General features: G+C 53.8%; 21 protein-coding genes. 10 read left to right on the top strand and 11 right to left on the bottom strand.

All coding sequences use genetic code 11. The annotated features are described in order from the left end of the window. The first annotated feature begins 662 nt into the window (after positions 1–662). Together cspE and rlmA are read left to right on the top strand one after the other, a co-directional pair. Entirely contained in the window at positions 663–872 is a 210-nt protein-coding gene (cspE, locus tag HFD87_RS09270; protein WP_003852684.1) for a transcription antiterminator/RNA stability regulator CspE, read from the top strand. 137 nt (positions 873–1,009) lie between these two features. After that, a complete protein-coding gene (rlmA, locus tag HFD87_RS09265; RefSeq protein ID WP_132499951.1) occupies positions 1,010–1,819 on the top strand; it encodes a 23S rRNA (guanine(745)-N(1))-methyltransferase in 810 nt (269 codons plus the stop codon). Here the strand turns inward: rlmA and HFD87_RS09260 are convergent. From HFD87_RS09260 to manX, 4 genes are all read right to left on the bottom strand, one after another. Then, on the bottom strand, positions 1,816–2,274 hold the full coding sequence (locus tag HFD87_RS09260; protein WP_022625541.1) for a DUF986 family protein: 459 nt from the start codon (positions 2,272–2,274) through the stop codon (positions 1,816–1,818). The two genes, rlmA and HFD87_RS09260, sit on opposite strands and share 4 nt — an antisense overlap. Before the next feature lie 91 nt (positions 2,275–2,365). Further along, positions 2,366–3,211 (bottom strand): PTS mannose transporter subunit IID, encoded by an 846-nt coding sequence (locus tag HFD87_RS09255; RefSeq protein ID WP_010260523.1) that lies wholly within the window; start codon positions 3,209–3,211, stop codon positions 2,366–2,368. A 15-nt stretch (positions 3,212–3,226) separates the two neighbouring features. After that, positions 3,227–4,027 carry a PTS mannose/fructose/sorbose transporter subunit IIC gene (locus tag HFD87_RS09250; RefSeq protein WP_010670765.1) on the bottom strand — a complete coding sequence of 267 codons (801 nt, stop codon included), beginning with the start codon at positions 4,025–4,027 and terminating at the stop codon, positions 3,227–3,229. Between the two features lie 63 nt (positions 4,028–4,090). Beyond that, the gene (manX, locus tag HFD87_RS09245) at positions 4,091–5,053 is read right to left on the bottom strand and encodes a PTS mannose transporter subunit IIAB (RefSeq protein ID WP_052270527.1); all 963 of its coding nucleotides are present in this window, start codon (positions 5,051–5,053) and stop codon (positions 4,091–4,093) included. Between the two features lie 507 nt (positions 5,054–5,560). On the opposite strand from manX, the gene HFD87_RS09240 reads away from it, so the two are divergent. After that, on the top strand, positions 5,561–7,141 hold the full coding sequence (locus HFD87_RS09240; RefSeq protein ID WP_154210020.1) for a TerC family protein: 1,581 nt from the start codon (positions 5,561–5,563) through the stop codon (positions 7,139–7,141). A gap of 140 nt (positions 7,142–7,281) precedes the next feature. Here HFD87_RS09240 and HFD87_RS09235 read toward each other — a convergent pair whose 3' ends face one another. From HFD87_RS09235 to pabB, 4 genes are all read right to left on the bottom strand, one after another. Continuing rightward, complete coding sequence (locus HFD87_RS09235; RefSeq protein ID WP_154210019.1) at positions 7,282–8,844, bottom strand: EAL domain-containing protein; 1,563 nt, start codon at positions 8,842–8,844, stop codon at positions 7,282–7,284. A 224-nt stretch (positions 8,845–9,068) separates the two neighbouring features. Further along, a complete protein-coding gene (locus HFD87_RS09230) occupies positions 9,069–10,433 on the bottom strand; it encodes an L-serine ammonia-lyase (RefSeq protein ID WP_010260538.1) in 1,365 nt (454 codons plus the stop codon). 182 nt (positions 10,434–10,615) lie between these two features. Continuing rightward, positions 10,616–11,179, bottom strand: coding sequence for a CoA pyrophosphatase (locus HFD87_RS09225; RefSeq protein ID WP_022625545.1), 564 nt, complete (start codon positions 11,177–11,179; stop codon positions 10,616–10,618). After that, a complete protein-coding gene (pabB, locus tag HFD87_RS09220; RefSeq protein ID WP_045139907.1) occupies positions 11,163–12,542 on the bottom strand; it encodes an aminodeoxychorismate synthase component 1 in 1,380 nt (459 codons plus the stop codon). The genes HFD87_RS09225 and pabB overlap by 17 nt, the downstream gene beginning before the upstream one ends. Positions 12,543–12,652: 110 nt before the next feature. Between pabB and HFD87_RS09215 the strand changes: the two genes are divergently transcribed. Then, positions 12,653–12,847, top strand: a complete 195-nt coding sequence (locus HFD87_RS09215; protein WP_010260545.1) for a YoaH family protein — start codon at positions 12,653–12,655, stop codon at positions 12,845–12,847. Between the two features lie 11 nt (positions 12,848–12,858). Here the strand turns inward: HFD87_RS09215 and HFD87_RS09210 are convergent, their stop codons facing one another. Then, entirely contained in the window at positions 12,859–13,203 is a 345-nt protein-coding gene (locus HFD87_RS09210; protein ID WP_003852699.1) for a RidA family protein, read from the bottom strand. A 67-nt stretch (positions 13,204–13,270) separates the two neighbouring features. After that, positions 13,271–13,630 carry a hypothetical protein gene (locus HFD87_RS09205; RefSeq protein ID WP_010260549.1) on the bottom strand — a complete coding sequence of 120 codons (360 nt, stop codon included), beginning with the start codon at positions 13,628–13,630 and terminating at the stop codon, positions 13,271–13,273. A gap of 350 nt (positions 13,631–13,980) precedes the next feature. Here HFD87_RS09205 and HFD87_RS09200 point away from each other — a divergent pair, with 350 nt between their 5' ends. Further along, positions 13,981–14,148, top strand: coding sequence for a hypothetical protein (locus HFD87_RS09200; RefSeq protein ID WP_010260551.1), 168 nt, complete (start codon positions 13,981–13,983; stop codon positions 14,146–14,148). Between the two features lie 382 nt (positions 14,149–14,530). Here HFD87_RS09200 and HFD87_RS09195 read toward each other — a convergent pair whose 3' ends face one another. Beyond that, positions 14,531–15,205, bottom strand: a complete 675-nt coding sequence (locus HFD87_RS09195; RefSeq protein WP_167423282.1) for an ATP-dependent Clp protease proteolytic subunit — start codon at positions 15,203–15,205, stop codon at positions 14,531–14,533. A 1,857-nt stretch (positions 15,206–17,062) separates the two neighbouring features. Between HFD87_RS09195 and HFD87_RS09190 the strand changes: the two genes are divergently transcribed. The 5 genes from HFD87_RS09190 to fadD all read left to right on the top strand — a co-directional run bounded on the left by HFD87_RS09190 (position 17,063) and on the right by fadD (position 23,245). Then, a complete protein-coding gene (locus HFD87_RS09190) occupies positions 17,063–17,800 on the top strand; it encodes a carbonic anhydrase (RefSeq protein ID WP_033771955.1) in 738 nt (245 codons plus the stop codon). 242 nt (positions 17,801–18,042) lie between these two features. Next, positions 18,043–19,959: an ATP-dependent DNA helicase gene (locus HFD87_RS09185; RefSeq protein ID WP_010260556.1), complete on the top strand. Its 1,917-nt coding sequence runs from the start codon at positions 18,043–18,045 to the stop codon at positions 19,957–19,959. A gap of 44 nt (positions 19,960–20,003) precedes the next feature. Then, on the top strand, positions 20,004–20,702 hold the full coding sequence (gene tsaB / locus HFD87_RS09180) for a tRNA (adenosine(37)-N6)-threonylcarbamoyltransferase complex dimerization subunit type 1 TsaB (RefSeq protein WP_045139911.1): 699 nt from the start codon (positions 20,004–20,006) through the stop codon (positions 20,700–20,702). A 60-nt stretch (positions 20,703–20,762) separates the two neighbouring features. Beyond that, positions 20,763–21,359: a Slp family lipoprotein gene (locus HFD87_RS09175; protein ID WP_167423281.1), complete on the top strand. Its 597-nt coding sequence runs from the start codon at positions 20,763–20,765 to the stop codon at positions 21,357–21,359. A gap of 209 nt (positions 21,360–21,568) precedes the next feature. Beyond that, positions 21,569–23,245 (top strand): long-chain-fatty-acid--CoA ligase FadD, encoded by a 1,677-nt coding sequence (gene fadD / locus HFD87_RS09170; protein ID WP_010260565.1) that lies wholly within the window; start codon positions 21,569–21,571, stop codon positions 23,243–23,245. Positions 23,246–23,322 lie beyond the last annotated feature (77 nt).

Below are 23,322 nucleotides of genomic sequence, written 5' to 3'. Positions count from 1 at the left end.
TCCTAAAACATCAGAGTTAAAACAAAAGCCCGTTTTTATTATCTGATATCAATTTTTCAAATCAAAAGTTAAATTCTTAATAAGTAAAATCGGGCTCAATGCTTTTATTTGGAGCAGGACGACTGTCTGGCTCCTGCTTTTGGTGCAAAAAAATTGTTATCTGTACGAAATAAAAGGCGCTGTACAGGATTGACGCCGGATTATAGATATTTTCAACTTTTCGCGCTTCGCTTATTCATTCTGTTATTGCCATATTTGTGAAATATTAATTTCTTATGGTATCCATTGGGTTAGACCCGGCAACAGAGGCCGGAGAGGGGTCTGGCCGGAGAGCGTGCTTAATTTGCATCGGCATTTGTAAGCGCCACAGAACAGGCAATGTGAGCCTTCTGGCAATTATGTGCGCAGGCTGGCTGAGGCCTTTAAAAATGGCTTGCCATTGTTTTTAGGATATGTGATAACAAATCCTGAGTTAAACGAGGTACAGTTCTGTTTATGCATGGCATCTTCTGTAAAGAAGTCTGTAAAGAAGAACGAGTAAAGACGTTGACGTTGAATACCGCTTCCTTGCCGAACCTTAATTAGTGCCTCATGCAGTAATGTCTCTGGTTTTTCTGTACGACAGCCTTCGGGCTAAATAAACATCTAAAGGAATTTGCAAAATGGCAAAGATTAAAGGTCAGGTTAAGTGGTTCAACGAGTCTAAAGGTTTTGGTTTTATCACCCCTGCTGACGGTAGCAAAGATGTGTTCGTACACTTCTCCGCTATTCAGGGCAATGGTTTCAAAACCCTGGCTGAAGGCCAGAGCGTTGAGTTCGAAATTCAGGACGGCCAGAAAGGCCCGGCAGCCGTTAACGTTACGGCTATCTGATTCAACTCCGCCTCGGTGCATTGCACCCTGACATGAAATCTCAAAGCCCTGGCTTCTCAGCCGGGGCTTTCTTTATGCTTCCGATGCGTAAACGTTAAGGTTACACTGCGCCGCGTTATCTGATGCCGGAGCACCCTATGTCCCTGATTTGCCCTCTTTGTCACTCTCCTCTCGCCTTTACTTCGCGCAGCTGGTGCTGCGAGAATCGCCATCAGTTTGACCAGGCGAAAGAAGGGTATGTCAATCTGCTGCCCGTTCAGCATAAACGGTCGCGTGAACCGGGTGACAGTGCAGAGATGATGCAGGCACGACGCGAATTTCTTGAGGCAGGCTACTACCAGCCGCTGCGTGATCGGGTCGTCAGCCTGCTTGCGCCCGCGCTGAGCCAGCCGGAGTGCAAAATCCTGGATATCGGCTGTGGCGAAGGTTACTACACCGCCGCACTGGCTGACGCAGCAGGCGAGGATGGGCAGGTCTATGGGCTGGATGTCGCCAGAATGGCGATCCGGCTGGCAGCAAAGCGCTATCCGGCGGTACGCTTCTGCGTCGCCTCCAGCCAGCGCTTACCCTTTGCCGATCACGCGCTGGATGCGGTTGTCCGAATCTACGCACCCTGCAATGAAGCGGAACTGGCGCGCGTGCTGAAGCCGGGTGGCCTGGTACTGACCGTGACACCGGGCCCGCATCATCTGCAGCAGTTCAAGGCGCTGATTTACCGCGAAGTGCAGTTGCATGTGCCGGAGCAGAAAGCGTATCCCGGATTCCATCAGGTGGCGCAGCATGCGCTGCGTTACCCGATGGCATTAACCGGCGCAGCCGCGACGACCCTGCTTCAGATGACGCCGTTCGCCTGGCGGGCGCGTGAAGAGGTCTGGCAGACCCTGCAGCAGAGCGAGCAGTTCAGCTGCGACGCAGACTTTACCCTGACTGTGTGGCAGCGCGACTAGCGCGCCTCGACCAGGGTGTTATAGATGCGCTCCAGATCGTCGAGTTGCTGCACCGCGATCAGCAGCCGACGCTGTTCCAGCTGAATCACCAGAATGCCATCCTCAGAGAGATTCATGCCCTGAATTCGCCGGTAATCGATCCAGACACCGGCGTAAAACAACCCCTCACTTTTCATCAGCAGCGTTGGCTTTCGCAGCCAGAATAACCAGAACGCCAGAAAACTCAGCACCATCAGCAGTGAGGTGGTGAGCTGCGGGCCGTGATGGCTGACGTTGTTCCACAGCAGGATCAGCAGCAGGCCGATGAAAATCAGGCTATCCAGCTTATGCTGCCTGCGCAGCGCAACCCGTAAGCGGGTCGGGCCGTGGCGACGCGGCAGAATCGCCTCATGATAAATGGCAAACCCCATCAGGGCGGCAATACAACACGCAATCAGCGCATCGGTTAATGACATCACAGCTACCTCAAACAGGGTGAGCTCAGCCGGTTGTGGCTCAGCTCACCACGCTTAAAAGCCGGGAGCACAGGCTCCCGGCCGGGTGAAATTACAGACCGAGCAGGCCGATCCAGTAACCAAAGATACCGATGGCAAAGAAGCCGACGATAATCCACAGCGCGTTCACTTTACGGCGTAACAGCCACATACAGCCAAAGGTCAGCAGCAGCGGCACCACGCCCGGCATCAGCTGATCGAGGATCGACTGTACGGTGGTGACGGTGGTTTTACCGGTCGAGTCGGTAATACGTGACACCACCAGCGGAATATTAACGTGTGTCCACTTGTTGACCAGCGCCCCCATGACAAACAGGCCGAGAATCGACGCGCCCTCCGTGAGTTTCTGCAGGAAACCGCCGCCCATATCACTGACGATATCTATCCCTTTGCGATAGCCATAGGCCACGCCGTAGTAGCGGGTCAGCAGACGTGCCAGGTTAAACAGCACAAAGAAGAGCAGCGGACCCAACAGACTGCCACTCATGGCGATACCGGCTCCCAGCGCGGCAAACACCGGGCGCACCGTACCCCAGAAGATCGGGTCGCCAACACCGGCCAGCGGTCCCATCAGGCCGACTTTAAGGCCGTTAATCGCGCCATCGTCGATCGGGGCGCCGTTAGCACGCTGCTCTTCCATCGCCATAGTCACGCCCAGAACCGGCGCGGCCACATAAGGATGGGTATTAAAGAACTCCAGATGACGCTTGATCGCCTGCTTACGATCATCATTGTTCTCAGGATAGAGACGGCGGATCACCGGCACCATTGAGAAGCAGAAGCCCAGCGCCTGCATGCGTTCAAAGTTCCATGAACCCTGGAACAGATTAGAGCGCAGAAAGACGGCGCGAACATCACCGGGTGTCAGTTTCTTTTCGACTTTCGTAATATCAACCATGTGCTCACCTGTTCCTTAATCGAGTTCGTTATCAAGATCGTTTGCGGTCGCTGCACCTGTTGGTGCTCCCGCCACACGGTTGTATTTCGGGCTGAGCTGAATGTAGAGCACCGCCATGACCACGCCAATGACGCCCAGCGCCACCAGGTTAAAGTTGGTGAAGGCCGCGGTGACGAAGCCCAGGTAAAAGAACGGCATCAGGTAGCCTGCGCGCATCATGTTGATGACCATCGCATAACCGACCACCACAATCATGCCACCGGCGATATTCAGGCCGTTGGTAACCACGTCCGGAATAGAGCTGAGTAAGGCGTGAACCGCACTGGTGCCGACCGAAATCGCCACAATCAGCGCCGGGATGGCGATACGCATCGCCTGTAACAGCAGGGCAGAGACGTGGATCCAGGAGATGGCCGTGAGATTACCTTTCTCTGCGGCTTTGTCAGCCGCATGCTGGAAGGCGACGGTCAGCGTACGCACGATAATGGTCAGTACCTGTCCGGCGGCGGCCAGCGGAATCGCCAGCGCAATACCGGCACCCACACTTTGACCGCCAGCGATAACCAGGATGGTCGAGATAATGGAGGCGAGGGCGGCATCAGGCGCAACGGCGGCACCGATGTTCATCCAGCCCAGCGCAATCATCTCCAGCGTACCGCCGATAATAATGCCGGTTTTCATATCACCCAGCACCATACCAATCAGGGTACAGGCCACCAGGGGGCGGTGAAACTGGAACTCATCCAGAATCGACCCCATACCGGCAATACAGGCGACAATAAAAATCAAAATAATTTGTAGCGAGGTTATTTCCATCATACTTCTTGTCCTCAGCAGGATAACCAGGAGCCCGGAAACGCAGGCGCATAAGTGCTTCTGTTACGCGTTAACTTTCGCGATCAGATCCATCATTTTCAGTTTCTGGTCACTGGAAACTTTACGCACTTCCAGTTCAATATTGCGTTCATTGAGTTTGCGGAATGCGGCAATATCTTTTTCATCGACCGAGACCGCATTATTGACCTGGGTTTTCCCCTGGCGGAACGCCATACCGCCGATGTTGACGGTTTTAATATCGACACCCTGTTCCACCACGCGCAGTACATCGGTGGGGTTGGTAAACAGCAGCATCACGCGATCCTGACCATACTTCGGGTTGTTCCACACCCGCACCATCTTATCGACATCCACCACATGGGCCGTGACGCCGGGCGGAGCGACCTGCGTCAGCAGAGTCTTGCGCACATGATCGTTGGCCACTTCATCGCTGACTACGATAATGCGCTGAACGTTGGTCTCTTTGGTCCAGCGCGTTGCCACCTGCCCATGAATCAGACGGTCATCAATGCGTGTCAGCCCGATTTTCATGTGGTCACCAGGCGCCATCGGCTTAGCCGGTTGCACCGCAGCGGCCGGTTTCACCGCGGCTGGCGCCGGCGCTTCTTCTTTGGCTTTCAGGGCTTTGACGCCTTCACGGCCGGTCTCCACCGCCACGGCGACCAGCTCGTCAAAACCGGGATTGTCATCGCGCGCCATCAGGGTTTCGACCAGCATCGGGATATTGACCCCGGCGATGACCTCATACTGCGGTTTGTCGACCACGATGCGACTGGCCGCATTAAACGGACTGCCACCCCAGGTATCAACTAAAAACAGGACTCCCTGCGTCGTATCAAGTTCTGCCAGTCGTGCCTGATATTTTTCAATCAGCGTTTCTGCATTTTCACCGGGGACAAAATCTATCCAGCCGACATTGTCCTGCTCGCCCAACAGCATTTCTGCAGTTTTCAGCAGTTGTTCCGCTGCCCAGCCGTGTGTACCAATTACTATCGCAATGGTCACGTGCTACCTCCGTTCGCTAGAGATGCTCATCTGAGTCAATGAACTGTATTGAAGTGCTTTGATGATCTGTTTAACCGGATGATTCGAATTATCGGTATAGCCTCGAAAAAACATGGGTTAACTACGTCAAGGCGGTAAAGTCGCGATTTATTTTAGTGATCGAAAAAATAAATTATGTGATGTCTGTCAGCTATTCATCGTGTGAAGCGGCCAGTAACCCTTTTTATGCGCCTGATCATCCGTCAGGCAGATTGTAAAAATAAGAAAATTTTTTGACGCAATTCGCCGACCTGATACATTAACGTTCTGTTTATTACTCAGGAGTAACGGGCTTCAGCCCACCTTTATGGATCGTCACCGACGTCGCTTAATCTGTTCTTTGCGCCTGCTGGCGCGTCACCCTTCGCCTCACGGCGTTTTCACCGCTTTCCCGACTACCTGCATGTCACGCATTGCTGCGCTGATAAGCAGCACCGCGTTCTGTTCCCTGTTCTGGAGTCATAAATAATGGAATTTTTATTCGACCCCTCAATCTGGGCGGGTTTACTGACGCTCGTGGTGCTGGAAATCGTACTCGGCATTGATAACCTGGTGTTTATTGCCATCCTGGCCGACAAACTGCCGCCGAAGCAGCGTGATAAAGCACGCCTGATTGGCCTGTCACTGGCGCTGGTCATGCGTCTGGGTCTGCTGTCGCTGATCTCCTGGATGGTGACGCTGACGACGCCTCTCTTTAGCGTAGGCGGTTTCAGCTTTGCCGGTCGTGATTTAATTCTGCTGGCGGGTGGTCTGTTCCTGTTGTTTAAGGCGACCATGGAGCTGCACGAGCGGCTGGAGAACCGGCAGCTCGACGGATCCGGTAATCGGGGATATGCCAGTTTCTGGGCTGTCGTGACGCAGATTGTGGTACTGGACGCCGTCTTCTCGCTGGATGCTGTGATTACCGCCGTGGGTATGGTGAACCACCTGCCGGTGATGATGACCGCCGTGGTGATTGCGATGGGTGTGATGCTGCTGGCATCTAAGCCGTTAACCAACTTTGTTAACGCGCATCCGACTGTAGTGGTGCTCTGCCTGAGCTTCCTGCTGATGATCGGTCTGTCGCTGGTGGCAGAAGGCTTTGGTTTCCATATTCCTAAAGGCTACCTCTATGCGGCGATTGGCTTCTCGATTCTGATTGAGCTGTTCAACCAGGTTGCACGTCGTAACTTTATCCGCCATCAGTCAAATCGCCCGATGCGTGAACGCACCGCCGAAGCGATTTTACGCCTGATGGGGGGCCGCAACCGTGCCCAGACCGCCAGCAATGGCAACACCAGCAGCAGCGAAGAGTCTGCGCTGGCGGAAGCGATGCCGCAGGAAGCGTTTAAAGATGAAGAGCGCTATATGATTAATGGCGTGCTGACGCTGGCTTCCCGCTCGATTCGCAGCATCATGACGCCGCGCGGTGAAATCTCCTGGGTCGATGCGAATCGTCCGGTAGATGAGATTCGCGGTCAGCTGCTTGATACGCCTCACAGCCTGTTCCCGGTCTGTCGGGGTGAACTGGATGAAATTGTCGGCGTAGTGCGAGCCAAAGAGCTACTGGTGGCGCTGGAGCACGGTGTGGATGTGGCGACTTTTGCGGCCAATACACCCACCATCGTGGTGCCGGAGACGCTGGATCCGATCAACCTGCTTGGCGTGCTGCGTCGTGCCAAAGGCAGCTTCGTGATTGTCACCAATGAGTTTGGTGTGGTTCAGGGTCTGATTACGCCGCTGGACGTGCTGGAAGCGATTGCGGGTGAATTCCCGGATGAAGATGAAACGCCCGATATTATTGCGGATGGTGATGGCTGGTTAGTGAAAGGAGGGACCGATCTGCACTCGCTGCAGCAGTTGCTCGACTTCCATGAACTGGTCGATCCGACAGAAGACCACGCCTCGCTGGCGGGCCTGCTGATTGAGCAGAAAGGGCAGTTACCGCTTCCTGGCGATGTGATTGATATTACTCCGCTGCACTTCCAGATTATCGAAGCGACCGACTACCGTATCGATCTGGTGCGTGTCACTAAAGATAAACCGCATGATGAGGATGAAGAGGGCTAATCGTTCTCGTTGATGCAGCGGCGCTGCCGGGCTTACCGGCCGCGCTGAATTCTCCGACAGCCGCTGGCTCATTGCCGCGGCTGTTTTTTTGTCTGTGGCGTAAGGTCATCAGGCAGGGCGAAACGGGGCTCAGGCGATTGTCACCTGCGGGCATCAGCCTGATGCTGCGCCAGCCACGCCGGGAAGTCCTGCAGCGGCATCGGGCGGGCAAAATAGTAGCCCTGCAGATGATCCACGCCGCGTTCGCGCAGATAGGCCGCCTGCTCAGCTGTTTCCACGCCTTCGGCCACCAGACTGATATTCAGGCGCTGGGCTAGCGAAATCACCATATCCGTCACCGTGGCATTAATCGCGTCAGTGCCGATGGCTGCGGTGAAAATCTTGTCGATTTTCAGCACATCTGGCTGCAGATCTTTCAGGTAGGAGAGCGAGCTGTGACCGGTGCCAAAATCATCAATCGCCAGCCGGACACCGATGTCGTGCAGTTGCGCAATCACCGACTGGTCCACGACCGGCAGGGCATCGCGCTCGGTGAGCTCCACCACCAGTTTCGGCACCGGATTGGCAGGCCACCACAGGTTGTGCAGATCTTCCAGAATGGCGTGGTCGCGGAAGTGGCTGGCGGCAACGTTAATGGCGATATGGAACGCGGGATCGTCGGGCAACTGCGGTAACTGACTCACCACCTCATTCAGTACAAAGCGCGTCAGCGGTTTGATCAGGTTCTGTCGTTCGGCCAGGGGAATAAAGACATCCGGGGCAATCCAGCCCTGACGGGGATTATGCCAGCGCAGCAGTAACTCAATACCGTCGCACTCACCACTTTTGGTGTTGATCAGCGGCTGGCAATAAACCATAAACTCACGGGCCGTAATGCCATAACTGATTTGCCAGCTCAGGCTCATACGATTTGCGGTCGCCAGCCAGATGATGTAACCCATAAGCAGGCTCAGCAGCAGCGCCAGCGGGAGCTGTGAGGGAAGCGTCGCCAGCGCCAGGCGGGTCGGAGAGGGGCCATAGAGGGTAAGCGTAAACGGATAGCGCAGCGAGCCCTGCTCATAGCTCACTTCATCATCTGCCGGCACCGTGGGCTCGATCAGTGGATTGCCATACTCCAGGCTCTCCCCGTTGACGTTAAAGACAGCGCGTTCCACCCAGGGCAACTGCGGCTCCAGCAGATAATTGCTCATCATTTCGATGTTGATCACCTGCAAAATCCCGGAGCGGTTATCCAGGCTCTTTGGCGTCCACAGCAGTAAAATGGGCGAGCCTTTCAGCAGGTACTCATCGGTTGCCAGCGTCATGCGCTGACTGTTAAAGGCTAAGTCAGGGTAAGTCTGGCTAAAGGGGATGGTGCGCGGCCCATAAATACTGGAGCAGTAGAGCACGTCGTTATCCACCAGCAGGATCGCCCGGACCGTCTGCAGGGAAGAGATTTTTTCGATGAGTGGAAAGCGAACATCCTGACAGGGAACGCCGACCAGACCCAGCGTATTATTGGCTGAAACCTCCAGCGGTGAAAACATCCGGTCAAACCGCATAATCGCTTTATCGGCGAAATCCATCGCCTGCTGCTCGATACGTGACTTCTCTTCGATATAGCGAAAGGCCAGGGTTAATATCAGCACCACGGTGGCGATCGACAGCGCTATCAGCACACGCTTGCGTCTGAATTGTCCAACATTTTGCTGGGCCATAAACATCTGTATCCACCTTCCCAAAAGCCAGTAAAAAGCAAAACACAACGGGGTGAGTATCGGCACGGTCAGATCAACATTGAGGCCGGAATGCAGAAAAGCGGGTCTGGAAAGTTGCGTAAGCCGGACGGCTGCGCGGAAATCACTCTACCGGTTAAACCTGCGCTGAGATAGCGCAGGATGCGGATTTTATTACGTTTGCACGTTTTTTAGTCAGTTAATCGTTTCGCTTAATCACACTGAACTTTAATCGCCAGACCGCCACGCGAAGTTTCACGGTATTTGGCGTTCATATCTTTGCCGGTTTCATACATTGTCTCGATAACCTTATCCAGCGAGACGCGGGGTTCGCTGGTGCGCCTAAGTGCCATGCGCGCCGCATTAATCGCTTTAACCGAGGCGATAGCATTGCGCTCAATGCAGGGCACCTGAACCTGACCGGCTACCGGGTCACAGGTCAGTCCAAGGTTATGTTCCATGCCGATTTCAGCCGCCACGCAGACCTGCTCCGGACTGCCGCCCAGCAGTTCAGCCAGACCGGCCGCCGCCATAGAACAGGCGACACCCACTTCACCCTGACAGCCCACTTCCGCGCCTGAAATAGAGGCGTTCATTTTGTACAGCACGCCGATGGCGCCAGAGGCGAGGAAATAGCGCAGGAAAATGTCGGGTGTCACTGGCTCAATGAAGTGATCGTAGTAAGCCAGCACCGCAGGCACGATACCGCAGGCACCGTTAGTTGGCGCAGTCACCACGCGGCCTCCCGCGGCGTTCTCTTCGTTAACGGCCAGCGCATACATATTGATCCAGTCGATTACAATCATCGGATCGCTGGAGTGCTTGTCAGAGGAGGTCAGCAGACGACGCAGGGAGGCGGCGCGACGGGGCACGCGCAGTGGCCCTGGCAACACGCCTTCGGTATTCAGACCGCGATCGATACAGGCCTGCATCGTCTGCCAGATGTTAGTGAAATAGGCATGGATCTCATCGCGGCTGTGCAGCGCCAGCTCATTTTTCATCACCAGACCTGAGAGTGACAGGCCGGTTTCACGACAGTGAGCCAGCAGATCTTTGGCGGAGTGGAACGGCCAGGGCACAGAGACTTCATCCAGTGCCGACTGCCCGAAGTGCTCTTCATCAACAATGAAACCACCGCCAACGGAGTAATAGGTTTTTGACAGGATCAGCAGGTCGCCCGCAAACGCGAGCAGGCGCAGGCCATTTTCATGCAGCGAGAGGTTCTCACTGCGAAATACCATGCCGCCTTCGCGCGGGAAATCCACTTCGTGTGCGCCTTTCGCCAGCAGCAGTCGCTCACGCTGCTCAACATCTTTAATAAAGGCGGGGATCGCATCGATATCCACCGTGTCCGGCGATTCACCCGCCAGACCCATAATAATGGCGATATCAGTGTGATGGCCTTTGCCGGTCAGAGAGAGAGAACCGTAAACATCCACGGCGATCCGGGTGACCTCCTGCAGCTTTTCCTGTTCGCACAGCAAATCCACAAACTGTTTACCTGCTTTCATCGGGCCGACAGTATGCGAACTTGAGGGGCCGATGCCCACTTTGAACATGTCAAAAACACTAATCACAGGTGACACTCCTCACAATTATTCTCAGTCTGCCGGGGCAGTTTATGGCGCCCATAGTAATGGTCATGCACCAGGAAAGAGCAGCTTTTCGCATGAAATAAACTTATCAAAACTCATAGAAAAAATTATAGTGCAGCGCGCCAGTAACCTGACGGGCTGGAGAGAGAAAAACGAGAAAGGTTTCAGAATGCGATCTGAGCACTCAGTGAGCGGATAATACCCGCGGTCATGCCCCACACCAGATAATCCTGATAGCGCGACAGCCAGACCGGGTGGCGAACGCCAGCCCGATGCACCTCCAGCGCGCTGTAGCGGCTGAGCTGCAAAGCCTCGGCCAGCGGCATCTCAAAGGCGCTGCTTACCTCATCCGGATTAATCGTTAATCGCAGATCGGCCGGAATGATCCCCAGTACCGGCGTCACCTGAAAGCCGGTGCTGCTGGTCACGGCGGGCAGTGCGCCTAATACCTCGACCTGATGCGGCTCAATGCCAACCTCTTCCTGTGCTTCACGCAGTGCTGTGGCGATGAGCGATGCGTCAGTGTCATCCTGCATCCCGCCGGGAAAAGCGACCTGTCCGGCATGTTTGCGCAGGGCGTGTGAGCGCTGCGTCAGCAACAGACCGGGTTCAGGCCGTGCCACAATCGGCACCAGCACCGCCGCATGGCGCCCGGATAGCAATTGTGTGCTGCGGGCAGGCTGCTGCAACAGAAAACGGCTGCGGAAATCATCAAGCGTCAGGGCCAACTGAACCTCCGGTTTGTTCCAGTGCCGGTAAGATCCGGCTGACTTTGTCGAGTGTTTCCTGATACTCCGCTTCGGGATCGCTGTCTGCAACAAGCCCGCCGCCCGCCGCACAGTAGAGCTGCTGACCTTCAGCGATCAGCGTGCGAATGGTGATGCTGGTATCCATCCGGCCACACAGGCTGAGATAACCGATGCTGCCGCACCAGGCATTGCGCCGCTGCGGCTCCAGTTCATCAATAATCTCCATCGCCCGAATCTTGGGCGCACCGGTAATCGAGCCGCCCGGAAAACAGGCGCGCAGCAGATCGGTGGCCTGCAGGGTATCAGGCAGCTGCGCCCGCACCGTGCTGACCAGGTGGTGCACGGCGGGGAAGGGTTCAACCACAAACAGTTCAGGCACCGTGACCGAGCCGGGTAGCGCCACTCGGCCAATATCGTTGCGCAGTAAATCGACAATCATCAGATTTTCGGCCCGATCTTTTTCTGCATGGCGCAGCGACTCAGCCTGTTGCGCATCAGCAATCGGATCGTCACAGCGTGGCCGGGTACCTTTGATCGGTCGGGTTTCGATCTGCTTATTATTCAGCGACAGAAAGCGCTCCGGCGACAGGCTGAGGATCGCGCTCTCCGGCAGACGCAGAAAAGCGCTGAACGGCGCGCGGTTAGCCGCATTGAGTATACTGAACGCCTGCCACTCATTACCCTGGTAACCGGCCTGAAAGCGCTGCGCCAGATTAACCTGATAACAGTCACCCGCCTGAATATAGGCCTGAACCGCCGCAAAACGCGCAGCGTAATCTGCATAGCTCAGGTTGGAGCGCCAGCGGCTGGTCAGTGAAAAGGGCACGGCCTCGCGCGCCGGCCATTGCGCCAGCCAGGCGGCGCGTTCTTCTGCGTTCTTTAACGCCACCAGCGTCAGGGTCTGCTGATGATGATCGGCAATCAATGCCCAGTCATAGATACCCACCGCCATGTCAGGCGTGGTGAGATCGGCTGCGGCCTGCTGAGGCAGGGACTCAAACCGGCGGCCCAGATCATAACCAAACAGGCCCAGCGCACCGCCCTGAAACGGCAGGGCATCGCTGGCAGCCGGCGTCACGCCCAGCGCATCACACTGCTGCTGCACCAGCAGCAGGGGATCGGCGGTTGATTCGGTTGTGCCGGTCGGGTCGCTGAGCGTAGTCATCGCACCGCGGGTCACCAGGGTGGCGCGGGGATCGGCGGTCAGAATATCAAAGCGGTTGTCGCTGTGGTTCGCCTGCGCGGAGGAGAGCAGCATCGCCCATGGCAGATGGGCAATCGGGGCAAAACGCTGAGTCAGCGCATCCGGGGTATAATCAAGACTGAGGGTTTCAACAATCATCGGGCAGAGAAATCAGAGAGCAAAGAGGCGGTCAGACTGCCATATTTTTTCCTGACTGGCACCTGTTAGTTCCGCGTGGGATACTGTCTGCCCCAACGCAGGAGTGAAACATGTTTATAGGAATACCGGCTCTCTCTCATGAGCAGCAGCAGCAGGCCGTCGAACGTATTCAGGAATTGATGGCGGGAGGTTTGTCGAGCGGTGAAGCGATCACCCAGGTGGCGCAGGAGATCCGACAAAATTTCAAGGGCGAACGGATTCGGGCGCTATTCGAAGACGAAGATGAAGAAAACGAAGAGGAATAACGCCCGGCGTTTTAACGTGCAGCGATAATTTTAATTTCGATTTTGTACTTCGGATTCAACAGACCGGCCTGTACCGTGCAGCGCACCGGCGCATTACCTGGCGAGACCCATGCGTCCCATGCGCGGTTCATCGCAGGGAAATCGGCCTTATCCACCAGAAACAGTGTCGCATCAAGGATTTTGCTTTTATCGCTACCGAGCCGTGTCAGAATCGCATCAATCACTGCCAGCGCATTGGCTGTCTGCGCTTCTGCGTCGGCATCCAGGTTCTCAGGCACACTGGTGTAATAGATTGTGTCGTTGTGGATCACGGCTTCGGACATACGGTGTTCCGGGTCAATGCGGGTAATACTCATCGGTTTCTCCCTGGTTAATTGCGCATTAGCCTGGCACACTCCCGACATCGCTGTCACCCCTTACGCTTTACAGGCAGCGCTCAACAATCGCCTGTCTGTCCGCCATCACCTGAGGCGCCATCCGGAAAGTCGTGAAATATTTCACCTCAGCCCCTTTTCGGCGGGGCGACACATCCGCAAAAATCGAATCTTCCCAGGTAAAAACGCTGATCTCGCTGCCGTTGGGCTGGGTGTGGGTGGTGTTATCTCTGGCAATGACGCTGGTGGTGGACCAGCCGCGATAAATACAGTCGCTGAGCTGAGGGACGGTGCGGGTGCTTTGACCCTGAAAAACAGGCTGCTGCAGACGAGCCTGATCAGGCGTGGGTGCCTGGCAGCCGCAGAGCAGCAGCACGCCAGCCAGAGAGCCGATGCGGAAACAGTTCATACATTCCTCCGCCTGAGTCAGGCAGTCGGGTTAAGGCCATCTGTTTAACACCGCCTGATCGGCAATGTTAAACCAGTCTCAGCACGTCAGCCTACGGGTGCCACATCCCAACGGTAAGCTGATTTAATCATTATAATCCGCGCGTTTGTTTACTCGCTGCGTTCCTCTGCATTTGCTAACTGCATCACACTGTCTGCATCATGATAATTGGCCGCGGACGTTGTCACTGTTGCAGCCCTGCTGCGCTAAAGCAGCATGAAGCGTCGAAAGAGCGGGAGAAGTGAGGGCACGCGCGGCATAAAAATGTTATAAAACAGCAGATAAATCGCGCTACGGATGAGGATTCAGGCATGGCGAATACGCAGTATCTTTTTTGGGTGATGGTCGGCGCACTGACGCTGCTGTTTATTGTGGTTTCGGCATTTGTTGGATTGTCCCGTGGCAGTAAGCAGGGCTTTATTACCTTCGCTATTCTGTTCATCGTTATGCTGGCGGGCGCGTTGTACGTCCGCTTATAAGCAGGTCGCAAGAGCAGCGTCGCCAATAATCGTGATATCAGGTCACCAGCCAGAAACAGATAAACGCCCAGTACCAGAATGAGCCGTATCTGGCTGAGCGGCCTGCTTTATTTGCCGCTTTTTATCTGGCCAGTGTTGAATCAACCCTGCTATAGCTGCTCAAAAAACTCACCATGCAAGGGTAGCGCTTACTGCGAAAATCCACCGTGATATTGATGGTGAGATCCTGCGGCGCCCCATCTGAACGTCGTCTGCGTTATGTTCTTCTCTGGATTACCCACCAGCGGATCGATATGTCTCCCCGCCAGCACGCCCATCTGTCCAGGCGGCGCATATCTGATAAAAGGTATTCTTCCAGCAGGCATACATAACGTTATTTTTGCTAGCCGCTGGCCTCTGAAGTGAAAATGTAATAAGCGACATCAGCGGGGGCGATTCCTTCAACACGTTTTTGTGCAATACCCTGTTTTACAGATTCTGGAAAACGCAGGTAAATACGGTTGTCTTCACTGAATAAGGCTTTATCTATCTCTATCCCGTCATCTTTGAAACAGGATGCATAGGTGTCCCTGAATATTTTACTGACATTATCGATATCTCTGCTGAGTAAAATGACTTCATTTTTTTTTAGATAGTTGCTCTGAATGTTTTGACTCGCTGCAGGGTGGATTAAAAACGTTGCGCTGGGTAATGTTTCCCTTTGCGCCCCTGAGCAATAAATCAGGGTAGCCGCCGAACCCGTCATTGCGGCATTGATGGTTTTTATCGGAATCCTTGACCCTCTGACGGCCTGGCCGCCCATATAGCCAGCTTCCATGTCGCCGCCAAAGCTGTTTATATAAAGCGATATTTCTTTTACAGCAGGGTAACTTACATTAATATTATCGATGCCTGCCATCAATTCTGCCACTTTAGTGCCATTAACCTCGCCAATGTAAACAATTTTTGCCGATTTTATCTCTTGCGCTTTCAGGGTGTTATTTATCACCACTGACGTTTTTGCTATGCAGCAAGCGGAAGTGACGCCCAGTAACAGAAAAGTGAAATAACGCACCATAAAAACTCCATTTAAGGGTGTGACGCTGTCAGTTTAAGGATCAGTAATGTTTAAAAAGAAAATAGCCCGTTGTAACTTCCAGGGTGATGATATAGAAGATAAGTACGATGAATATCAATAATAAACTCGCTCTGGCGTAGTTTTTCTTTGAACGTTTAGTCCTTCGGTTTAAGGACCAGTAAAGCAGCATGAAAAGATTTAATACGGGTATGCCGGTTAAAATTAATGTGACAATCCAATCCCATAGGGAGACATCATCGACGTGTTGATTATTTTCCACAGTGTTTTTTACGCTATGTGAGTGGTGGAGTAACGACATTAACTGCTACGACGTGCAGATCATTTCCTGACAGCTGACGAGTTTTTATTGATTCGCTGAGGATAAACGTCAGACCAGTCTGGTTGTTCGCCGGACATAATCGCGCGCCGCTGTGCAGGGCTGATTCCCTGATTTATATGCGGCATGACAGGTTCACTATGTTGACCAACTGGGTTAAGTTTGACCTCATCGTTGGTAACGCAACCGCTCAGCGTCAGAATCACTAAGCTATACCGGGGTAATTTTGGGAACAATGATATTTCTCCTTGTTGAGATAATGGTGTCCATTTTGACGGATAGATGCAACAGGGCAGCAACAGCCAGACTACATCCCACTTCACTTATAATATAAAACCCCACTTCATTTACATTAACGGATATCTTTAGCGAGATAGTCTTAAACGGCCTTTTAAAGAGGACGGATGCCGTGGGGCATGGTTTCTATTGTGATGTGACTTATCCAGCGACAAGTTTTTATTGCCTGTGAAAGATAACATAATTTCTGAATTTTTAATTACCTCTCTACCATCTGTTAAGTCAGATTGGCTGCATCAGAGGAAATATTCAATCCGCTAATGCTCACAGATTGCGTTTAAATTCTGTCTCTTTTATATCAGGGATTTTTTCTTATAACAACAAAACGATGTTTAATGCTACTCCTGTTGAGTTTTTATTTAATGTTACCTTTCTTTGTGCATAATTGTGCTTTGAATCGCATCATTAACTTTTCGTGTCCCTATATTATAGGCAGTTAAGTTTCGGCCTTTTATTCATTAAACGAGTAACAGGTTTTTTTAAAAACACAGTTTTTTCAGCGGCGAATTATTAAACCCGCTATCAGACTGACGTCAATGATAACGCGGCTGGAGGAGGCGAATGGGCATCCGATTAACCGGTACGCTATCAGCACCGGCTGTGACGCAAGGCTGTTTCACGCAGTGGCGAAGCTGAGTCTGCGGCAGCGCCTGCATTTCTGATATCTTTTGCGAGCCTTGCAAAACAGATGGCAAGAGTAAGCTACACTCAAAGGGCATAGCAAAATTGCTATCTGACACCGGAGGAAATTATGTCTGAACGCCCTGATTACGATGAGCCGCTGCCCGATGACGCTGAGATTTATCCTGAAGATGAGGAAGAAGATGAAGAAGAGGAACCATTAGAAAAGGATGTCTAGCGTCACCTGCATAATCTTTTATGACGCGTTATCGCGTTGCACCGCAAAACCGCCTGCGTGCAGTTTTGCGGTTTCTTACGTCGCCTGAATTTAGTGCAAAATTTCCCTCCCGGCTCGTTTCGACGATCAAAATGATAAATACAGAAAAATGAAACTCTTTTATTCAGAGAGATTGATATCAACCCTTTCCTGAAGTGCTTAAAAACGTCACATCGTGATGTTTGTTAATTAAATTAACATTGATTGTAATTATAAACTCTTTATTCGTTCTGATTTTGATTTAACGCATTTTGTCACCTTGCTGATTCAGTAGTCAGCGGAATAGTATCCCTGCCGCAAATAAGCTTATAAAGCAGGGATAAAAATGAAATTACCAAAAATGTTAAGTCTGGTTGTGGCGCTTTCTACCCTCAACGTAGCCGGTGCGGCGGAACCGCACTGGACGTACGAAGGCAAAGCTGGCCCGGAACACTGGAGCGAACTGACCAGCGACTTCCACATCTGCCACGAAGGTAAGTCCCAGTCGCCTATCAATATTAAAGATCCGATTGAGGGACATTTACAGGCACTCGATCTGGCCTACCATACGTCGGCTGAGAAGGTGATCAACAATGGCCACACGATTCAGGTGACCGTTGATGAAGAAGATGATTTTGTACTGGATCGGGAAAAGTTCACACTGCGTCAGTATCACTTCCATACGCCGAGTGAGAACCAGATCAATGGGCACACCTTTCCCCTGGAAGCCCACTTTGTACACAGCAAAGAGGATGGCGATCTGGCCGTGGTCGCGGTGATGTTTAAGGTCGGTGAAGAGAATCCGGCGCTGGCACCGTTGATCGACGCTATGCCGAAACAGGAAAACCAGCAGGTAACCATTAATCGCCAGGTAAACTTACGCGATCTCTTCCCGGAAGATCTGCACTATTATCGTTTCAGCGGCTCCCTGACGACGCCGCCCTGCAGCGAAGGGATTCGCTGGCTGGTGCTGAAACAGCCGGTTTCGCTCTCTCAGGCGCAGCTCGACGCCTTTAAACAGGCGCTGAAAACCACCAATAATCGTCCGTTGCAGCATCTCAATGGGCGCATGATTGTAGAGTAGTCACAGCGATTTCTACTGCCTTTCGCGGTGCAACTTCTCATCAGGTATCCCGGTGCTGCGAGCGCTTCTCTTCAGGCGGCCACGTGCCGCCTTTTTCCCCATCTTTCAAACGCGATCCAGAGTCTTTACCTGCCACGCCCCCAACGGCTGGAAATAGATAAGTTATTGATAATTATCAATTTTGCTTTGTTGATCCAATACTGACATAATTACAGTGTTTTTGCCGTTCTTAGTGAGGGTATGTGGCAGACGATTTTGCAGTGGATGGCGCGCTGGCGCTGGCGATCGCAGGCTTTAAGCCGCGTGAAGCACAGCGTGAGATGGCGCAGGCGGTATCTGAAGCCGTAAAACAGCAGGGTGAACTGGTGGTCGAGGCCGGTACCGGCACCGGAAAAACTTATGCCTACCTGGCTCCCGCTCTGCGGGCCGGTAAAAAAGTAATTGTCTCCACCGGATCCAAGGCGCTGCAGGATCAGCTCTATGGCCGCGATCTGCCTACGATGATCAAGGCGCTGGATTTCAAAGGTAAAACGGCCTTGCTGAAAGGGCGCTCCAACTACCTTTGCCTGGAACGCATGGAACAGCAATCGATGGCGGGTGGCGATCTCACCGCGCAGGGGCTGACCGATCTGGTGACGCTGCGCAGCTGGTCATCGCAGACGGAAGATGGCGACATCAGCAGCTGTGCGGGCGTGACCGAAGACAGCCCGGTCTGGCCGCTGGTCACCAGCACCAACGATAACTGCCTCGGCACTGACTGCCCTCGCTATAAAGAGTGCTTTGTGGTCAAAGCGCGTAAGCGCGCGATGGACGCCGATGTGGTGGTCGTGAACCACCACTTGTTTCTTGCTGACCTGGTGGTGAAAGAGGGCGGCTTTGGCGAACTTATTCCCGAAGCTGATGTGATGATCTTCGATGAAGCCCATCAGCTGCCCGATATCGCCAGTCAGTATTTTGGTCAGCAGCTCTCCAGCCGCCAGTTACTCGATCTCGCCAAAGATATTATTACCGCCTACCGCACCGAGGTGCGTGATGCTCAGCAGCTGCAGAAATCCGCTGACCGCCTGGCGCAGTGCGCGCAGGATTTTCGCCTGTCATTAGGCGATCCCGGCTATCGCGGTAACCTGCGTGAACTGCTGAGCGATAACAACATCCTGCGGATGTTTACGTTGCTGGATGATGCGCTTGAGCTCTGTTACGACGTTATCAAACTCTCACTGGGCCGTTCAGCCCTGCTGGATGCCGCCTTCGAGCGGGCCGCGCTCTACCGTGGCCGGTTAAAACGGCTGCGGGCGATTAACGAGCCGGGCTACAGCTACTGGTATGAATGTACCTCACGTCACTTTATCCTGGCGCTGACGCCGCTCTCGGTGGCAGAACGCTTCCGTGAAGTAATGGATAATCGTAAGGCTGCATGGATCTTCACCTCAGCCACCCTGGCGGTGGATGAGAAAATGGCACACTTCGCCGAACGGCTGGGTGTGAATGCAGCAAAAAGCCTGATTCTGAACAGCCCGTTCGATTTTGCGAAGCAGGCGCTGCTCTGCGTTCCGCGCAATCTACCTGAGCCTAACCGTCCGGGTGGTGCACGCCAGCTGGCCGCAATGATGAAGCCGCTGATTGATGCTAATAAAGGCCGCTGTTTCTTTCTCTGCACGTCGCACCTGATGATGCGTGAGCTGGCCGCAGAATTTCGCGCCTCAATGACGCTGCCCGTGCTGGTGCAGGGTGAAACCAGCAAGGGTCAGTTGCTGAAACAGTTCATCGATAAGGGCAATGCCCTGCTGGTGGCGACCAGCAGCTTCTGGGAAGGCGTGGATGTGCGGGGTGATGCGCTGTCGCTGGTGATCATCGATAAACTGCCGTTCACCTCACCGGAAGATCCGCTGTTGAAAGCCAGAATGGAAGATTGCCGGATTCGTGGCGGCGATCCCTTTACGGATGTGCAGCTGCCGGATGCGGTGATCACCCTGAAGCAGGGCGTGGGACGTTTAATCCGCGATACCGACGATCGTGGCGTACTGGTGATTTGCGATCAGCGTCTGGTTTCTCGTCCTTATGGCGCGCTGTTTCTCAATAGCCTGCCACCGACGCCGCGCACCCGGGACATTGCCCGCGCCATCGCCTTTATCCGCCAGCAACCCGAACCAGACGCGTAATTTTATGCTAAGATGCGCGCCGTTTTCTTTCTTCTGAGGTAGTCATGTCAGCCCGAATTTTAGCGCTGGATACGGCGACAGAAGCCTGTTCAGCCGCCTTGCTGAATCAGCAACAGATTGATGCCCGATTCGAAATTGCCCCGCGCGATCACACCCAGCGTATTTTACCGCTGATCGAAGAGCTACTGCTGGCACAGCAGCTGGAACTGACCGACCTGGACGCGCTCGCCTTTGGTCGCGGCCCTGGCAGTTTTACCGGCGTGCGGATTGGCATTGGTATTGCGCAGGGACTGGCACTGGGCGCTTCTCTGCCAATGATCGCGGTTTCCACGCTGGCAACGCTGGCGGAAGGCGCATGGCGTCTGCACGGTGCTACCCGGGTATTAACCGCTATTGATGCGCGGATGGGCGAGGTCTACTGGGCCGAATATCAGCGTGATGAACAGGGTGCCTGGCAGGGTGAGGCCAGCGAAAGCGTGCTGTCGCCCGAAGCGGCACTGGCCCGGATGCAGGCGCTTTCTGGCGAATGGATGACCGCAGGCACCGGCTGGCAGGCTTATCCTGCCCTGCAGCAGGGACACGAGCTTACCCTGAAAGCCAGTGACGTTACGCTGCCCGCTGCAGAAGATATGCTGCCGCTGGCGACCCTTGCGCTGGCGCAGGGGAAGACGCTGCTGCCGGAAACAGCGGAGCCCACTTATCTGCGTAATGAAGTCGCCTGGAAAAAATTACCTGGCCGGTAAAATGCACGCAACTTATTGTTATGCGTCCAGTCTAACTCTTTACCTAACGGGAGAACGTCTATGTCGTCAATGTGTGGTAAAGGGCTTTCAGGTCTTCTGCTGACCTGTGTGCTGGCGTTAACCGGTTGTGTCTCAATTCCTGACACGCTGCAGGGCAGCTCACCTCAGCCGCAGCAGGATCTGTTGCGGGTCATGAGCAATCCTTCGCTCTTTGTTGGGCAGGAATCGCGCTTTGGCGGCAAGGTAGTGAATGTCACTAACCTGAACGGCAAAACCCGGCTTGAGATTGCTGCGCAGCCGCTGGATGATAGCGCCAGACCACGTCTGGGTGCGGCCTCGGTCGGTCGGATTTATGCCGATATTCGCGGGTTTGTTGATCCGGTGGATGTCAGAAATCAGTATGTGACGGTGCTGGGTACCCTGAAGGGTACAGAGCAGGGCAAAATTGGTGAAGCGGATTATAAATTTGCGGTCATCGATGTGCGCGGTTATCAGCGCTGGCGACTTACCCAGCAGGTGACAGCGCCACCCCAGCCGATGGATCCCTGGATCTGGTATGGTCCGACCCGCCATCGCGGTGGATACTGGGGCCCGAATCCCTACTGGGGAATGATGAACAGTGGGCCGACAGAGGTGCAGACCATTCTGACTGAGTAAGTGCAAAAAACATTTAAGTATCAGCCCGGTCGCGGTGCTCGCTGCCGGGCTTTTTATTTGCCTGTTTTATCAGCACGAAATTTAGTGATGCACTTCGCAACCTCAACATGCCAAAACAGGCAAACTGGTACAATCAGTTAAAATATTGTTAACAAACCAGATTGGCTGAGGCAGCGATGGAAATACAACATAATTATCGGGGTGGATCCTTGAATAAGGTTTGGCTGAAACGCTACCCGGCAGATGTGCCTGCCGAAATAAGTGCAGATCGTTACACCTCGCTGGTGGATCTGTTTGAGCAGGCCGCAAAACGCTACGCCGATCAACCCGCGTTCCTGAACATGGGTCAGAAGATGAGTTATCGTCAGCTGGAAGAGAAGAGCCGCGCTTTTGCCGCCTATCTTCAGCAACAGCTGGGTCTGAAAGCGGGTGACCGTGTGGCGCTGATGATGCCGAATTTACTGCAGTATCCGGTGGCCCTGTTTGGTGTGCTGCGTGCGGGTATGGTGGTGGTCAATGTGAATCCGCTCTATACGCCGCGCGAACTGCAGCATCAGCTCAATGACAGTGGGGCCAGTGCGATTGTCATTGTCTCGAATTTTGCGCACACGCTGGAAAAAGTGGTGGCGAAAACCGCTGTGCGGCACGTCATCCTGACCCGGATGGGCGATCAGCTGGCGCCAATAAAAGCGACACTGGTTAACTTTGTCGTTAAGTATGTGAAGAAGCTGGTGCCCAAATACCATCTGCCGGGGGCAATCTCATTTCGCCACGTACTGGAAGTCGGCGAAACGCTCAATTATCAACGCCCGACGGTCTCCAATGACGATCTCGCCTTCCTGCAATATACCGGTGGCACCACTGGCGTGGCCAAAGGGGCGATGCTGACCCATCGAAACATGCAGGCGAATCTTGAGCAGACCCGCGCGACCTACGGCAAAGTGCTGCGCGACGGTAAAGAATGTGTCGTCACCGCGCTGCCGCTTTATCACATCTTCGCCTTAACGGTGAATGGCCTGCTGTTCCTGGAGCTGGGCGGTCAGAATCTGTTGATCACCAATCCGCGCGATATTCCCGGCTTTGTTAAAGAGCTGGGGAAATTTCCGTTTACCGCCATTACCGGCGTGAACACGCTGTTTAATGCGCTACTCAACGATGAGCAGTTTAATAAACTCGATTTTTCAACGCTGCGTCTTTCCGCCGGTGGCGGAATGGCGGTGCAGAAAGTGGTGGCCGAGCGCTGGGAAAAACTGACCGGACACTATCTGCTGGAAGGCTATGGCCTGACAGAGTGTTCTCCGCTGGTGTCGGTCAATCCCTATGACATCAGCTGTCATACCGGCAGTATTGGTCTGCCGGTGCCCTCGACCGATGTGCTGATTCTGGATGACGACGGCAATGAAGTTCCTCCGGGTGAACCGGGCGAACTTTGCATCAGCGGCCCGCAGGTGATGCTGGGCTACTGGCAGCATCCGGAAGCGACAGCGGAAGTGCTGAAAAATGGCTGGCTCCACAGCGGTGATATTGTTACCGTTGACCAGGAAGGCTTTATTCGCATCGTTGACCGCAAAAAAGATATGATTCTGGTATCAGGTTTTAATGTCTATCCGAATGAAATCGAAGACGTGCTGATGCAGCATCCTAAAGTGCGTGAAGCCGCGGCTATCGGTGTGCCCAGCGATCTTTCTGGCGAAGCGGTAAAAGTCTGCATCGTGAAAAAAGATGCATCGCTCACCAAAGAAGAGGTGCTCGATCACTGTCGCCGTCAGCTGACCGGTTACAAGGTGCCGAAAATCATTGAGTTTCGTGATGAGTTGCCTAAAACCAACGTCGGCAAGATCCTGCGGCGTGAGCTGCGCGACGAGGCGAAACCCGGCGCGAGCTGAATCCGGGCAGAAATTGAGGTTGAACGCCGGCATGTCCGGCGTTTTTATTGTTTTTAACATGGAGCGCCGCGCGTTGT

Source organism: Pantoea sp. EKM21T, from assembly GCF_011800405.1.
Taxonomy (GTDB): domain Bacteria; phylum Pseudomonadota; class Gammaproteobacteria; order Enterobacterales; family Enterobacteriaceae; genus Pantoea; species Pantoea agglomerans.
Note: the sequence above shows the minus strand (reverse complement) of the source record. Positions and strands in the feature narration are given on the sequence as shown.